At 68.7% G+C, this 15,007-nt stretch carries 15 protein-coding genes; 4 read left to right on the top strand and 11 right to left on the bottom strand.

What is annotated here, in order from left to right:
* Positions 1–20 precede the first annotated feature (20 nt).
* Both WJ12_RS08655 and WJ12_RS08660 read right to left on the bottom strand, forming a co-directional pair.
* Positions 21–1,121 (bottom strand): saccharopine dehydrogenase family protein, encoded by a 1,101-nt coding sequence (locus tag WJ12_RS08655; RefSeq protein WP_034186835.1) that lies wholly within the window; start codon positions 1,119–1,121, stop codon positions 21–23.
* Positions 1,122–1,620: 499 nt separating this feature from the next.
* Positions 1,621–2,085, bottom strand: coding sequence for an Lrp/AsnC family transcriptional regulator (locus WJ12_RS08660; RefSeq protein WP_006481526.1), 465 nt, complete (start codon positions 2,083–2,085; stop codon positions 1,621–1,623).
* Between the two features lie 249 nt (positions 2,086–2,334).
* On the opposite strand from WJ12_RS08660, the gene WJ12_RS08665 reads away from it, so the two are divergent.
* On the top strand, positions 2,335–2,886 hold the full coding sequence (locus WJ12_RS08665) for a Spy/CpxP family protein refolding chaperone (protein ID WP_034186834.1): 552 nt from the start codon (positions 2,335–2,337) through the stop codon (positions 2,884–2,886).
* Positions 2,887–3,021: 135 nt separating this feature from the next.
* Positions 3,022–3,453 (top strand): PGDYG domain-containing protein, encoded by a 432-nt coding sequence (locus WJ12_RS08670; protein WP_069245629.1) that lies wholly within the window; start codon positions 3,022–3,024, stop codon positions 3,451–3,453.
* A 33-nt stretch (positions 3,454–3,486) separates the two neighbouring features.
* On the opposite strand, the gene WJ12_RS08675 is transcribed toward WJ12_RS08670, so the two are convergent.
* The 8 genes from WJ12_RS08675 to WJ12_RS08710 all read right to left on the bottom strand — a co-directional run bounded on the left by WJ12_RS08675 (position 3,487) and on the right by WJ12_RS08710 (position 11,297).
* On the bottom strand, positions 3,487–3,849 hold the full coding sequence (locus WJ12_RS08675; RefSeq protein ID WP_034186832.1) for a DUF3022 domain-containing protein: 363 nt from the start codon (positions 3,847–3,849) through the stop codon (positions 3,487–3,489).
* Between the two features lie 12 nt (positions 3,850–3,861).
* Positions 3,862–4,650, bottom strand: coding sequence for a YhfC family intramembrane metalloprotease (locus tag WJ12_RS08680; protein WP_069245630.1), 789 nt, complete (start codon positions 4,648–4,650; stop codon positions 3,862–3,864).
* A gap of 54 nt (positions 4,651–4,704) precedes the next feature.
* On the bottom strand, positions 4,705–5,748 hold the full coding sequence (locus WJ12_RS08685; RefSeq protein ID WP_034186830.1) for a LacI family DNA-binding transcriptional regulator: 1,044 nt from the start codon (positions 5,746–5,748) through the stop codon (positions 4,705–4,707).
* A 332-nt stretch (positions 5,749–6,080) separates the two neighbouring features.
* Positions 6,081–7,046 (bottom strand): NAD(P)-dependent oxidoreductase, encoded by a 966-nt coding sequence (locus tag WJ12_RS08690; protein WP_059557636.1) that lies wholly within the window; start codon positions 7,044–7,046, stop codon positions 6,081–6,083.
* Positions 7,047–7,049: 3 nt separating this feature from the next.
* Positions 7,050–8,330, bottom strand: coding sequence for an MFS transporter (locus WJ12_RS08695; RefSeq protein ID WP_034186828.1), 1,281 nt, complete (start codon positions 8,328–8,330; stop codon positions 7,050–7,052).
* 115 nt (positions 8,331–8,445) lie between these two features.
* On the bottom strand, positions 8,446–9,438 hold the full coding sequence (locus WJ12_RS08700) for a sugar kinase (RefSeq protein ID WP_034186827.1): 993 nt from the start codon (positions 9,436–9,438) through the stop codon (positions 8,446–8,448).
* A gap of 28 nt (positions 9,439–9,466) precedes the next feature.
* On the bottom strand, positions 9,467–10,231 hold the full coding sequence (locus WJ12_RS08705) for a sugar phosphate isomerase/epimerase family protein (RefSeq protein WP_059557635.1): 765 nt from the start codon (positions 10,229–10,231) through the stop codon (positions 9,467–9,469).
* 172 nt (positions 10,232–10,403) lie between these two features.
* Positions 10,404–11,297, bottom strand: coding sequence for a LysR family transcriptional regulator (locus WJ12_RS08710; RefSeq protein ID WP_049030239.1), 894 nt, complete (start codon positions 11,295–11,297; stop codon positions 10,404–10,406).
* 112 nt (positions 11,298–11,409) lie between these two features.
* On the opposite strand from WJ12_RS08710, the gene WJ12_RS08715 reads away from it, so the two are divergent.
* Together WJ12_RS08715 and WJ12_RS08720 are read left to right on the top strand one after the other, a co-directional pair.
* The gene (locus WJ12_RS08715; protein WP_069245631.1) at positions 11,410–12,477 is read left to right on the top strand and encodes a YeiH family protein; all 1,068 of its coding nucleotides are present in this window, start codon (positions 11,410–11,412) and stop codon (positions 12,475–12,477) included.
* Positions 12,478–12,580: 103 nt separating this feature from the next.
* Positions 12,581–14,314, top strand: a complete 1,734-nt coding sequence (locus WJ12_RS08720) for a ClcB-like voltage-gated chloride channel protein (RefSeq protein WP_197423870.1) — start codon at positions 12,581–12,583, stop codon at positions 14,312–14,314.
* Positions 14,315–14,341: 27 nt separating this feature from the next.
* On the opposite strand, the gene WJ12_RS08725 is transcribed toward WJ12_RS08720, so the two are convergent.
* Positions 14,342–14,962, bottom strand: a complete 621-nt coding sequence (locus WJ12_RS08725; RefSeq protein ID WP_034186822.1) for a TetR/AcrR family transcriptional regulator — start codon at positions 14,960–14,962, stop codon at positions 14,342–14,344.
* Positions 14,963–15,007: the final 45 nt, after the last annotated feature.

Raw genomic sequence — 15,007 nt, forward strand, 5'->3', positions numbered from 1 at the left:
TGCCCGAGGCTGGCGGAGGGTCAGGCGAGCGCGTGCACGCGCTCCATCGTGCCGCCGTCGTACAGCTTGCCGAAGCGGTTCGACAGGAACGCCTTCAGCGACACCTTTTCCTGCGGGATGAAACCGCTCTGCGGCAGCTTCTTTTCGCGGAACAGATCCAGCACCGCGCACATCGCGCCGGCCGTCGTGATCTGGATCGCGCTCATGTGCATCCCGCACACGTCCTTCGCGAAGATCTTGCGCGTGAACACGTCCTGCACGAGCTGGCCGTCCTTCACGCCCGTCACCGTGACGAACACGAGCACGACGTCCTGCTTCGTCGACGGCACCGCACGGCGCATGATCGACTTCAGCGTGTCGCGGTCGGTCGACAGGCGCAGGTCTTCCAGCAGGAACTGGACGAGCTCGCGGTGGCCCGGATAGCGCACCGACTTGTAGTCGAGCGTCTCGACCTTGCCCGACAGCGTCTCGCACAGCGTGCCGAGGCCGCCCGACGTGTTGAACGCTTCGTATTCGGTGCCGTCCAGCGAGAAGTGCTCGAGGCCTTCGAGCGGCTGCACCCACTGCTTGCGACCGTCGCGGATCGCTTCGCACGGCTGGCAGTATTCGTTGATCAGGCCGTCGACGCTCCACGTCAGGTTGTACTTCAGCGCGTTGGTCGGATACTCGGGCAGCGCGCCGACGCGCATCTTCACGTCGCGCACTTCGCTGAAGCCGTTCACGAGTTCGTGCGCGGCGATGCCGATGAAGCCCGGCGCGAGGCCGCACTGCGGCATGAACGCACGGTCGGAGCCGTCGGCCAGTTCGCGGATCGCGTGGGTGGCGCGCACGTCTTCGGTCAGGTCGAAGTAATGGACGCCGGCAGCCTTCGCGGCGGCGGCAACGTTCACCGCGAGGTAGTAAGGCAGCGCATTGACGAGCGCATCGAAGCCCTTCACTGCTTCGCGAATCGCATTCGCATCGGCGGAATCGACGCGTTGCGTCGCGATGCCTTCGCGCGACAGCTTCGCGAGCGCATCCGCGTCGCGGTCGAACGCGACGACTTCGTAGTCGCCCGTTTCACGCAGCATGTGAGCGATGGTGTGGCCGATCAGACCTGCGCCGACGATGGCGATTTTCATGCGCTTATCTCCTGATGATGGGTTGGTGTTGTGAACGGCGTCGAGCCATGAACACAGTTTAGGGACGCGCAAAATCAGTTCCAAGACGAAGAATGATGCGAAACGACCGATAATTTCGACGTTATGACGATACATTTCGTCGAAACGTCCGATTCATCTAAAAATCGCGTATAAGCGCGCCTGCAGGCAGGCCGTTGCAGGCTTCACGCGCAAGAACGAAGGACGAAGGCAAAGACGAGGAATGGCATGGCGCCGACGCACGAACCGCCCGCGTCAGGAGCGGCACGCCGGTCGAAGCAGGCGACACGAAGGCGTTCGGAAGGAAGAGACGCGCCGGATGCGCAGGCAGGCGACGGCCGGCACCCTGCCCATCAGGCAATGCGCCGGCGGTCGGGACGAATATGGCCGCGGGCGGGCGGCAAGCGAAACCCCGCGACGCCGCGCAAACCCGCGCAATGCACGCGCTGGCACGGTCGTGCACGGCACCGCGTGCGGCAGGTCAGCCGCCGATCGTCCCGCGATCGATCTTGCGCGACAGGATGATCGACGTCGTCGTGCGCTCGACGCCTTCGAGCGTCCCGATCTGGTCGAGCAGGTCGTTGAGCCGTTCGGGCGAATCGGCGCGCAGCCACGCGACGTAGTCGTACTCGCCGCTCACCGCGCACAGCAGCTGCACTTCGGGCATCCGGTCGAGCTTGCGCAATACGTCCTTGCCGAACTTCGGCGTGAGGATGATGCCGACGTACGCATAAATGCTCGCGTCGAGCACGTCCTGCCCGAGCCGCACGCTGTACCCGGCAATCACGTTGGTGCGTTCGAGCCGCGCGATGCGTGCGACGACCGTCGTGCGCGCGACGTCGAGCTGGCGCGCGAGATCCGCGACGCTGGCGCGCGCATCGGCTTGCAGCAGCGCGACGAGTTGCCGGTCGAGATCGTCGAGTTGGTCGAGGCGGGGTGGACGCATGAGGCTGGGCCGGCACGCAACGCGCCGGCTGAGTAGAAGGTGACGCGATGATAGCGCCGAACGCCCGCGTGCCCAACCGGCATCGCCCGAATCCGGGCCTTTCAATTTCGATTCGTATCGGATGTAAGCAAGTGTCGCATTCACTGCCGCGCCGCACGCAACGTGCTACTAATAACGGCGACGCGAGAAGCGCGCTTGCGGCAGTGACCGCCGCGCCCGCTCGCACGACACCACCCCGGAGAGCCAATCATGAAGAAAATCTCGCTCACCCTCGCTACGCTCGCCGTTGCAGCCAGCGCGTTCGCGCAAACCCCGGCACAGCCGCAAGCGCCCGCGCAGGCCCCGGCCACGACGGCCGCGGCGTCGGCCCCGAGCGCCGAGCAGCGCGCGGCACGCCACGAAGCGCGCATCGAGCAGCGCATCAAGTACCTGCACGACCAGTTGAAGATCACGTCGGCGCAGGAACCGCAGTGGAAGACGTTCGCCGACACGATGCGCGACAACGGCGCAACGATGGGCCGCCTCTACAGCGAACGGATGGCCAAGCACGACGTCTCCGCACTCGACGACATGAAGCAGTATGCGGAACTGTCGCAGGCGAACGCCGACGGTGCGAAGAAGCTCGCCGACGCCTTCGCGCCGCTCTACGAGAGCTTCCCGGCCGAGCAGAAGGCACTGGCCGACACGACGTTCCGCAGCTGGCTGCACCACGGCGGCGAGCATCGCGGCAAGGGCAAGGCGAAGGGCAAGGAAGGCAAGGCGGCAGCCGCGCCGGCCGCCAGCGCACCCGCGCAACCCTGACGCCCACCCCGCCGGCGCCGTGCTGCCCCGCCCGGGCGGACGGCGCCGCGCCTCCGCCGGCGATCGGCGCGCCACACGGCGCGCCGAATTCGGGATAAGCTCCCGGCTTTTCCAGCTTTCCCGTACCTTCCCGCCATGCTCGAACTCAAACACCTCGATCTGCGTACCGATCCGCAGGCCCGTCGCGTCGTCAAGGACGAAACCGTCGCCGTGGCTTTCGCGGATGCCGACGGCGAACTGATGAGCCTCGAAGGTCCGAACCGCTACGTCGCGGGCGACGCGCTGATCACCGGCTCGACCGGCGATCGCTGGGTCGTGTCGCGCGCACGCTTCGACGCCAAATACCTGCCCGCCGATCCGGCACTCGCGCACGGCGCGCCGGGCGCCTACCGGAACCGGCCGGCCGTCGTGCTCGCCCGCCGGATGGACGAGCCGTTCACGATCGCCCGCTCGGAAAACGGCGACACGCTGCGCGGCGTCGCCGGCGACTGGGTCATGCAATACGCGCCCGGCGACTACGGCGTCGTGCAGGCGCAGCGCTTCGCGCAGGTCTACCGCGACGCGTAACCCGCCGCGCCGGAACGATGCCGGCGCACCCGCTCACGCAAAGTCCTCGTCGAGCTCGAGTTCCGCGTTGCGCTCGACGGCCTCGCCGGCCGCATGCCGCTCCTCGAGCGAGCCGAGCATCGCTTCCGTGTACGCATGCAGCACCGCATGGCTGCGCGCACGCTGCATCGGCTTGAGCGCAAGATAGCGCGCGAACGCCGCCGGCACGATGCGGATATCGAGCGTCATCCGCTTCGGCGTCGCGCCGAAACGCATCGCGAGCCAGTGCACGGACAGGAAGCGCCCGCGCGCATCGCTGCTTTCGGCAAAGCGCGTCTGCTCCGGAAAGAGATCGCAGATCACGCGCGCGAGCGCGTCGAATTCCGCGCTCTGGCATTCGATCAGATAGTCATCCATTACGCTCCCCCGTCAGGCACCCGTTCGCGACGGCCGGCACGTCTTCACCAGCACGGCGACCAGGACCGCGCCCAGCACGAAATACGCGGCCTCGACCCACGCGGCCGGCAGCACGCGCACCTGATACAGCAGCGTCGGCACGGCCGCGAGCGCATGCAGCACGATCGCGAGCGGCAACACGCCCGCGCGGCCGGCGCGCACGCCGCGCCAGACCAGCACCGACAGCGCGAGCTGCACCGCGAACGCCGCGCAGCGTTCGAGCAGCAACAACAGGATCGACTGCGCCGACAGCGTCGCGAGCATCATGTGCAGCCGCACCACGGTGTCGACCGGCAGGTCGGACAACTGCGTCTCGAGCTGGCCGCGGCTCGCGAGCCACGCGAGATACGACCACTGGCCCCACACGAGCACGCCGACGAACCATGCTTCGGCGCCGGCATGACCGATCCCGTAGCCGATCCCGCGGCCGTCGCCGGCCGACTCGCCGTAGCGGCGGTTCAGGAAACGCATCCCGAGATAGCGGCCGGCTTCCTCGAATACGGCCGTCGCGAGCGCGCTGTACGCGACGAACGCGAGCGGCTGCGTCAGCCAGCCGTCCTCCGGCGTGCGGCTCAGCACGAGCCCGTGAAACGCGCGCTCGGCGATCATCGCAAACAGCGTGAAGACGGCGACGCCGACGATCGTGTCGCGGCGATTGAGCGCAAGCGGCTTGCGCAGGATGCGGAAGAGGACGAGCGGCAGCAGCGCGATGATCAGCGTGGCGGCGATCAGCAGCGCCAGCGTGACGGGAGCGACAGTCATGTATTTCCTTGTTCGGGGCAGCGCACCTGACGCGCTGCGTGCCCCGCATGATACTCAGCTTGTGGTCGACGCGCGCGCACACAGCTCGCCGGGCAGCATCGCGACGCGTACGTCGCCCGCCGCGCCGTCGATCCGCTCGTGCACGAATTCGACGGCCTTGTAGCCGATTTCGTAGGTCGGCTGACGAATCGTCGTGATGCCGATCAGCTCGGCCCATTCCGGATCGTCGATCGACAGCAGCGCCGCCTTCTGCTGCCACGCGGCGCCGAAACGCGCACGCAGGTGGCGCGCGATCGCGAGCGCGACCGGCGCGTTCGCGGCGAACAGCGCCGCACGCACGCCGCGCCGCGCGGCGGCGTCGATGCGAGTGTCGATGTCGGCCAGCGCCGCGGCGGCCGCGTCGGGCGCGTTCAGGTCGAGCACGACCGTCGGCGGCACCGGCAGCCCGCGCGCATCGAGCGCCGCGCGGAATGCCGCCTCGCGCACGCGCCGCGAGCTGACGCGCTCGAACGGCTGCACGACGAAATGGATCGCGTCGAAGCCGTGTTCGACCAGGTGCGCGAGCGCCATCTCGATCGCGTCGGCGTTGTCGAGGCCGATCAGGTCGGCCTCGAAGCCCTCGACCGTCCGGTCGACGAGCACGGCCGGGATCCCCGCGCCGCGCAACGGGCGCAGCACGTCCTCCTCCGCGCCGAGCGCGTTGACGATCAGCCCTTCGACCCGGTAGGTCGTGAGCAGCTGCAGGAAGCGCCGCTCCATCTCGACCTCGTTCGCCGCGTGACAGATGAGCGGCATGTAGCCGAGCGCATGGCACGCGGCCTCGACGCCCTGCAGCACTTCGACGGTGTAGGGATTGGTCAGGTCGGCCGCGAGCATGCCGAGCAGCCGGTTGCGGCCGCGCTTGAGCCCGCGCGCCATCTGGTTCGGCCGGTAGTTGAGCCGCGCGATCGCCGACTCGATCCGCTGGCGCAGATCGACGGACAGCACGTGGGTTTCGCCGTTCAGGTAGCGCGACACGCTGGTCTTGCCCGTGCCGGCCTCGCGCGCGACGTCGCTGATCGTCGCCGGACGCGTCGTGGAAGGTTGCGAATCGGTCACTGTCGTGCCTCGCGACGTACGATCCGCGCCGCTTCGTGAGCAGACGGACCTTTGTTGTTGGAAACGTAAGCCACCCGGCGGACTCCCCTGTCTGAGCGCTTCTGCGCCTGCGCCGGCCCCGTGTTTCGCGGTCGACCAGCGCCCGCCAGTCGCGTGCATCGGCAATCGGCCGCCCGGACCTGGCGCGGATCCCCGCCGCGCGACGCCACCGGCAGTGTAGCCGGCGCGTCGATGCAACGAGAGCGGGCGATCATAACGCAGCCGGCCCGCCCGCACCAAGACCCTCGACTCTAACCGTGCCCGCGCCGTCCCGGCCGGGTGCCGGCGGCGGCTCAGGCGTGCGCGAGCGCGTCCGGATTGACGAGATTCGTGCGCAGCGTGCCGGCCAGCGCGCCGACCAGGTTTTCCGCGGCGCAGCGCGCCATCGCGTGGCGCGTCTCGTGCGTCGCCGAGCCGATATGCGGCAGCGCGACGACGTTCTTCATCCGCAGCAGCGGCGAATCCGCCGGCAGCGGCTCCTGCTCGAACACGTCGAGCCCCGCCCCGCGGATCGTGCCCGCGCGCAGCGCGTCGATCAGCGCGGCCTCGTCGACGACGGGCCCGCGCGACGCGTTGATCAGGATCGCGCCGCGCTTCATCTTCGCGAATTCGGGTGCGCCGATCAGGTGGCGCGTCTCCGGCGACAGCGGCACCTGCACGCACACGAAATCCGACTGGGCGAGCAACGCGTCGAGCGTCACGCGCCGTGCGCCGTACTGCGTCTCGGCTTCCGCATGCGCGGAGCGGTTCGCGTACAGCACCTGCATCCGGAAGCCGAGCGCCGCGCGGCGCGCGACCGCGCCGCCGATCCGGCCGAGCCCGACGATGCCGAGCGTCTTGCCCTGCACGTCGGTCCCGTACAGGTCGGGGCCGATGCTGCGATGCCAATGCCCGGCCTTGACCCACTCGGCCAGTTCGACCACGCGCCGCGCGGACGCCAGGATCAGCGAGAACACCGTATCGGCGGTCGACTCGGTCAGCACGTCGGGCGTATGCGCGAGCACGATGCCGCGGCGCGTGAGATCGGCGACGTCGAAGTTGTCGTAGCCGACCGAGATCGTCGACCACGCCTTCAGCCGCGGGGCGCGATCGAGCATCTGCGGCGTGACCTTCAGGCTCGCGCCGATCGCGCCGTCCGCGTCGCCGAGTGCGGCGGCAAGCGCATCGGCGCCATCGGCCTGCACGACGTCCGCATGCTCGCGCAGGTACGCGAGGACGTCATCGGGCAGCGGCTTGTACGCGACGATACGGGGCTTCATGTTTCATTTTCCTTGCAGCGGCGCGGCGAGCGGATGCGCATCGCGCGCCTGGGGTTTGACGGACAGCGTGAGGATCACCGCGGCGACGAGCGCGGCGCTCATGAACGCATACGATGCGACGGGCGACCCGGTCGCACCGTTCAGGTAGCCGACGAAGTACGAGCCGACGAACGAGCCGAGCGCGCCCATGCTGTTGATCAGCGCCATCGCGCCGCCGGCGACGTTCTTCGGCAGCAGTTCCGGCACGATCGCGAAGAACGGGCCGTACGGCGCATACATCGCCGCACCCGCGACGACCAGGAGCGCATACGAGATCCAGAAATGCGACGAGCCGAGCGCGTACGACGCGGCGAACGCGGCCGCGCCGATCAGCAGGAACGGCCACACGAAGCCGCGGCGCGAGCCGACCTTGTCGGAGGCCCACGAGGCGGCGAGCATCGCGATCGTCGCCGCCAGATACGGCAGCGCGGACAGCCAGCCGGTCGCGACCATCCCGAGCTCGGAACCGTTCTTGACGATCGACGGCAGCCACAGCACGAAGCCGTACACGCCGATGCTCCAGCAGAAATACTGTGCGCACAGCTTGATCACGGCCGGCGAGCGGAATGCCTCGCCGTAGTTGCGCACGGGCTTGATCGCCGCCTGCTCGGCCGCGAGCGCGGCGTCGAGGTCACGCTTTTCCTGTGCCGAGAGCCACGGCGAATCGGCCGGCTTGTCCTGCACGAGGAACCACCAGCACACGGCCCAGATGACGGCCGGCACGCCTTCGGCGATGAACATGTGGCGCCAGCCGAATTCATGCACGAGATAACCCGACACGATCGACATCCACAGCACCGTGACCGGGTTGCCGAGGATCAGGAACGTGTTCGCGCGCGAGCGCTCGTTCTTCGTGAACCAGTTGCTGATGTAGATCAGCATCGCCGGCATCACGGCCGCTTCGACGACACCGAGCACGAAGCGGATCGCCATCAGCGACGGGATGTTGCTGACCACGCCCGTGAGTGCCGCGCAGGCGCCCCACAGGATCAGGCTGACGAACACGAGCTTCTTCACGCTGCGGCGCTCCGCATAGATCGCGCCGGGGATCTGGAAGAAGAAGTAGCCGAGGAAGAACAGCGCGCCGATCAGCGACGACAGGCCCTTGCTGACCCCGAGGTCCTGGTTGATGCCGGCCGCCGCCGCGAACCCGTAGTTCGCGCGGTCGAGGTAAGCGAGGCTGTACGTGATGAACACGATCGGCATGATCGTCCACCAGCGTCGGGTTGCAAGATTGGCTGCCATGAGCGTGTCTCCGTATGTCGACCGGACTGGGTGCCTGGACACCCGTCGGCCTGGAACAAAACTGCGTGTGCGTCGCACACGAAATGGATCCGCGGATTGTGCCGTGTCCGGCCTCTCATTGCGCGGTGACGGTTTCCTCTAAGCGATCGGTGCGATTGCTGACATTTTCGAGCCGGTCGAGGGCTTCACGCGTCGGCAACCCTTCCGAATCGCCGATCACCTGGATGGCGAGCGCGCCGATCCGGTTGCCGCGCGCGACGGCCTGCTCGACGCTGCGGCCTTCCAGCAACGCGCTGACCACGCCGACCGCGAAACCGTCGCCGGCGCCGACCGTGTCGACCACCCGTTCGACGCGCTCGCCCACGACCGTGCCCTCGCGGCCGTCGGCCGTGCGGAAATACGCGCCTTCGGCGCCGAGCTTGATCACGACGCCGCGCGCACCCTGCGCGAGATAGAAGCCCGCGATGTCGGCCGGCGTGTCGTGCCCGGTGAGCTGCTGCCCTTCGGCGAGGCCCGGCAGCACCCAGTCGGCGAGCGTCGCGAGCGCGTTCAGCGTTTTCGCCATCACGTCGGCGGACGGCCACAGCGTCGGGCGCAGGTTCGGGTCGAACGAGATCGTCTTGCCGGCCGCGCGCATTTCGCGCGCCAGCTGGAACGCCAGCTCGCACGAGGTCGCGGAGATCGCCGGCGCGACGCCCGTCAGGTGCAGGTGGCGCGCGCCGAGCACGTAGTCGGCCACGTAGTCGTCGCACGACAGATGGCTCGCGGCCGAGCCCTTGCGGAAATATTCGACGGTCGGATCGCTGCCGTCGTCGTTGCGCGACTTCAGCTGGAAACCGGTCGGGTAACGCGGATCGACCGTCACGCACGACGCGTCGATGCCTTCGCGCGCCAGCGTGTCGAGCACGTAGCCGCCGAACGAATCGCGGCCCACGCGGCTCATCCAGCCGACCCGGAAACCGAGCCGCGACAGGCCGATCGCGACGTTCAGGTCGGCGCCCGCGATCCGCTTCGTGAATTGCCCCGCCTGCGCGAGATGGCCGGGCTCGGCCGCGACGAACATCGCCATCGCTTCGCCGTAGGTCACGACATCGAGTGCTGCTTTCATGAATGAACTCCTCGGGATGCTGGTGCGGTCACGCGGCCGCGAGCCATGCGACCCGGCGACATGCATCGCCCGCCGGATCGGCCGCGTCGAACGGAAACTCGATGCCGCGCGGCGCGTGCGGCGGCAGCGCCGCGAGCACGCCGGTCACGAGCGCGTCGTCCGGTGCCGGCGCGACCGCGAAACGGCGCGCGCCCTCGCCTTCGACGGCCTTGCAGTGAATGTATTCGACATGCGGTGCGAGCACCTGCGCGCAATCGAGCGGCGCTTCGCCCGGCCACTGCCAGTTGCCGATGTCGAACGTCATCCCGAGCGCATCGCGCACGCCAGCCGCGGCCAGCGCGTCGAACAGCCCGCGGAACTGCATGAGCGCCCCGCCGACCGGAAGCTGGCCGTTCTCGACCACCACACGCGCCTTGGCGCCGCGCGACAGCGCGACGATGTCGGCCGCGTGCGCGTCGCCGGCGAAACCGCCGAGCTGGAATTTCACGAAGCGCGCGCCGAGCGCGTCGGCTTCCGCGAGCGCGTCGTGCAACGCATCGGCGTCGAGCGCACCCGTTTCCGTGTACAGCGTGGCCGGCGTCGAGTACACCGACCACAGCCCGTGGCCGGCGATCTGCGCGCCGAGCGCGGTCAGCGCGCCGGGCGTCGCATCGTCGTCCGACGCGAACAGTTCGCGCCGCACCTCGAAGCCGGTCGCGCCGGATGCCGCGACGGTCGCGATGAATGCACTGTGGCCCTCCTGGCGCACCCGGTCCATCCCGAATGCGCTCGCCACGATCACGATGTCTGCCATTTTGCCCTTTTTTACCGGAATGGAACCGGTTCCATTTGCTTGAGACGGATGGTGCGCCTCGCGCCGGAGCCACGCCATAGAGGAAATCCCTAAGGCCGGACGGGACGCAAACGCCTGCCCGCCGGCGCGCAACGCGTGTTCCCGCGCGGGCCCGGCAAGCGGTTTCGGCGCCTCAGGCGAGGTCCTGCGCGAGGCTCATGTCGAGGAATTGCGCGGCCACGCGCGACGGCGCGCCGCCGTGCGGCACGAGAATGGAGAAATGCCGGGTGAGCGGCGCCGGCGCGAGCGAGCGCAGCACGAGCGCCGCATCCGGGTGACGCAGCGACATCGCGGACACGAAGCCGACGCCCATCCCCGCGCGCACGGCCTCCTTCACGGCCTCGACCCCGGCGATCTCGAACGCGACGCGCATCGGCGCGCCGCCGTGCGCGAACGCGCGCTCGACGAGTTGCCGCACGGCCGACCCTTCCTCGCGCAACACGAGCGGGTGCGCGGCGAGCGCATCGAGCGTCACCCCCGCGTCGTAGCGTGACGCGGCCAGCGGATGGCCGGCCGGCACGATCGCGACGATCTCGTCCTCGTGCCACGCATGGACGGCCGTACCGGGCGGCAGCGCCTCGCCGGGCGGCCCCTCGATCAGCGCGATGTCGAGCGACGGCAGCGCGGCGACGACGTCGGCCGTATTGCCGCTCATCGTCTGGATGGTCACGCGCGGCGCAAGCGGCTGGAACGCCGCGATCAGGTACGGCAGCAGGTAGCTCGCGGGCGTCGTGCTCGCGCCGATGCGCAGCGTGCCGGCCTCGAGCCCGCGCACCGCGTCGCGAAACGCACGCGCCTGCGCGAACGTGTCGCGTTGCGCCTTCGCGTACTGCGCGAGCTGCTCGCCGACCGGCGTAAGGCGAATGCCACGGCCGTCGCGCTGGTACAGCGGCTCGCCGAATTCGTCCTGCAGCAGCCGCAACTGGCCCGACACGGCCGGCTGCGACAGATGCAGCGCCACGGCGGCGCGGCTGATGTTCAGGTGTTCGGCGACGGCGGCGAACGTTATCAGTTGATCCGGGGTCATGGGGACGAATTATCGGCTTTCCGGATAGTTTACGTCACAAATCACAATTTTTCATATCGATATAACAAAATTAGGATTACAGCATCGCCACACGCTCCATCACGGTGCTCTCATGTCCACTGCTCCGACTCCCCCTCTCAGCCATGCCGCGCCGTCGATGCGCGGCCAGTTGAACGGCGTGCTGTTCGTCGCGCTGTTCGCCGCCGCCGTCACAAGCCTGTCCGAGCTTCCCGCGATCGCGGGGCTCGGCCTGTCGCCGCTGATCGTCGGCATCGTCGCCGGCGCGCTGTACGGCAATGCGCTGCGCGACGGCATGCCGGCCAGCTGGGCCGCCGGCGTGAACTTCTCCGCGCGCAAGCTGCTGCGCATCGCGGTCGCGTTCTTCGGGTTGCGCGTGAGCCTGCAGGAAATCGCGCAGGTCGGCCTGCCGGGCCTCGCGGTATCGGTGCTGGTCGTCGTCAGCACGCTCGCGATCGGCACCTGGGCCGGCATGAAGCTGATGAAGCTCGACCGCGACGCCGCGCTGCTGACCGCCGCCGGCAGCGCGATCTGCGGCGCGGCCGCCGTGCTCGCGTTCGAATCGACGCTGCAGTCGAAGCCGCACCAGAGCGCGATGGCCGTGGGCAGCGCCGTGCTGTTCGGCACGCTGTCGATGTTCCTGTACCCGGTCGCGTATCACGCCGGGCTGCTGAACCTCGATCCGGCCGGCCTCGGCCTGTTCTTCGGCGGCACGATCCACGAAGTCGCGCAGGTGGTCGGGGCGGCCAGCGACATCAGCCCGCAGGTCGCGCACGTCGCGACGATCGTGAAGATGACGCGCGTGATGCTGCTGGTCCCCGTGCTGCTGGTGCTCGGCTGGTGGCTCGCCCGCTCGGCGCGGGCAACGGCCGGCGGCGCGCACGGCAAGCGCAAGGTGGCGGTACCCTGGTTCGCGCTCGGCTTCCTGGGCTTCGTGATCGTCAATTCGCTGAACGTACTGCCGACCGACGTCACGCATACGCTGAACGTGCTCGACACCTTCGCGCTGACGATGGCGATGACCGCGCTCGGCATCGAGACCCGCGTCGCGCAGATCCGCGCCGCCGGCCCGCGTGCGCTGATGACCGGCCTGATCCTGTACGTGTGGCTGCTCGTCGGCGGCTACGGGATCACCTGGGCCGTGCAGCACTGGCTTGGCTGAATTGCCCGCCCGTGACACTTCGCGCGCCGCGCCCGACGGGACCGTCCCGCCGGCGCGGCGTGGTGCTATGCTTCGCGTCGTTTTCCATCGCCCTCTTTCAGCCGTGCTCTCGTTCCTGCTGAAGCTGCGTACTCGCGCCCAAAAGCTGTTCCGCCTGTCGGACGCCCACACGATGCTGATCTGGTCGGCCATCGTCGGCGTCGGCGGCGCCTTCGCCACGATGGCGTTCCGCGAAGGCATCGACCTGATGCAGCGCCTGATCTCGGGGCACAGCGGCAGCTTCGTGCTGATGGCCAAGAGCCTGCCGTGGTACGTCCGGTTCTGGATGCCGGCGGCGGGCGGCTTCCTCGCCGGCTGCGTGCTGCTGCTCGCGACGCGCGGCGACAGGCAAGCCGCCAAGACCGACTACATGGAATCCGTCGCGCTCGGCAACGGCGTCGTGCCGGTACGGCAGAGCCTGTGGCGCAGCGTGTCGTCGCTGCTGACGATCGGCACCGGCGGCTCGATCGGCCGCGAGGGCCCGATGGTGCAGCTCGCGGCGCTCGCCGCGTCGCTCGTCGGCCGCTTCGCGCACTTCGACCCGCCGCGCCTGCGCCTGCTGGTCGCCTGCGGGGCCGCCGCCGGCATCACGTCCGCCTACAACGCGCCGATCGCGGGCGCGTTCTTCGTGTCGGAAATCGTGCTCGGCACGATCGCGATGGAGAGCTTCGGGCCGATGGTGGTCGCGTCGGTCGTCGCGAACATCGTGATGCGCGAATTCGCCGGTTACCGGCCGCCGTACGAGATGCCGGTGTTTCCGGCCGTCACGGGCCCCGAGGTCCTGCCGTTCGTCGTGCTCGGCGCGCTGTGCGGCGTGCTCGCGCCGCAGTTCCTGCACCTGCTCGACGCGTCGAAGCACCAGTTCAAGCGGCTGCCCGTGCCGCTGCCCGTGCGGCTCGCGCTCGGCGGCCTCGTCGTCGGCGTGATCTCGGTGTGGATTCCGGACGTCTGGGGCAACGGCTACAGCGTCGTGAACCACATCCTTCATGCGCCGTGGACCTGGCAGGCGCTCGTCGCGGTGCTCGTGTTCAAGGTGATCGCGACGGCCGCGACGGCCGGCTCGGGCGCGATCGGCGGCGTGTTCACGCCGACGCTGTTCGTCGGCGCGGTGTTCGGCTCGCTGTTCGGGCTCGCGATGGACGCGCTGTGGCCCGGCCATACGTCGGCCTATTTCGCGTATGCGATCGTCGGGATGGGGGCGTTCATGGCGGGCGCCACGCAGGCGCCGCTGATGGCGATCCTGATGATCTTCGAGATGACGCTGAGCTACCAGGTCGTGCTGCCGCTGCTGGTGTCGTGCGTGTTCGCGTACTTCGTCGCGCGCGCGACGGGCACGACGTCGATGTACGAGATCACGCAGCACCACTACCAGGATGCACAGGAGCGGCAGCGGCTGCGCACCACGCAGATGCGCGAGCTGATCCAGCCCGCGCAGACGGTCGTCCCGCTCACCGCGAGCGTCGCCGACATGACGCGCGTGTTTCTCGAATACCCGGTGAAGTACCTGTACGTGACCGACGACGCGGGACGCTTTCGCGGCGCGGTCGCGCTGAAGGACATCACGTCGGACCTGCTCGACAAGCGCGACACGGCCGACAAGACGGCCGCGCACTACGCGCACACGCCGTTTCCGCTGCTCACGCCCGACATGCCGCTCGCGACCGCGCTCGAACGCTTCATGGCGTTCCAGGGCGAACGGCTGCCGGTCATCGAAAGCGAAGCCGAACCGACGCTCGCGGGGGTCGTCTACAAGACCTCGCTGCTCGACGCCTACCGCCGGATGACCGGCGAGCGCTGACGCGCGCAGCCGGCCCAACCGCGCCGGTCAGTCCGGCGTGCGCCCCAGCACGACCCGCGCGAAGAACCCCGCCAGCACCGATTCGGCCACGTCGGCCGACACGTGCTGCGGATCGGCCGTGTAGTACGACTGCACGCCGTCGCACAGGCACATCAACCCGAACGCGAGCGTGTCCGCCGGCAGCAGCAGCGGCGTGCCGGACCGTTCGGCGAAGCGCTCGATGAACTCGGCCATCTGCACGCGCTTGCCGTGCAGGAACTGGTTGAAGCGCACGCGGAACTTCGCGTCGCGCGCGGCCTGCAGCTTCGCCTCGCCCCACAGCAGCGAATACTCGTCGTCGCGAAACAGCGTGCGGTAATACGCGAGCGACATCGATTCCATCTGCTCGCGCGATCCGCCGCCTTCGAAAATCGCCTCGAAATCGGCCCGCACCTCCGCGTGGTTGCGCTCCAGCAATTCCAGCAGCAGGTCGGACTTGCTGCGGAAGTTCGAATAGAACGCGCCGCGCGTATAGCCGGCCGCCGCCGCGACGTCCTCGACGCTCGCGGCCACATAACCTTTCTTCAGAAAAATGCGATGCGCGGCTTTCAGCAGACGTTCGCGCGTCTGGTCCCTGCTCTGCTCGCGAGTTAAGCGCTGTGGTTTCATGGCGCGCAGTCTAGCACCATTCCCCTTTCAGATTCATCTTTGCAT

Source organism: Burkholderia seminalis, assembly GCF_001718535.1.
Taxonomy (GTDB): domain Bacteria; phylum Pseudomonadota; class Gammaproteobacteria; order Burkholderiales; family Burkholderiaceae; genus Burkholderia; species Burkholderia seminalis.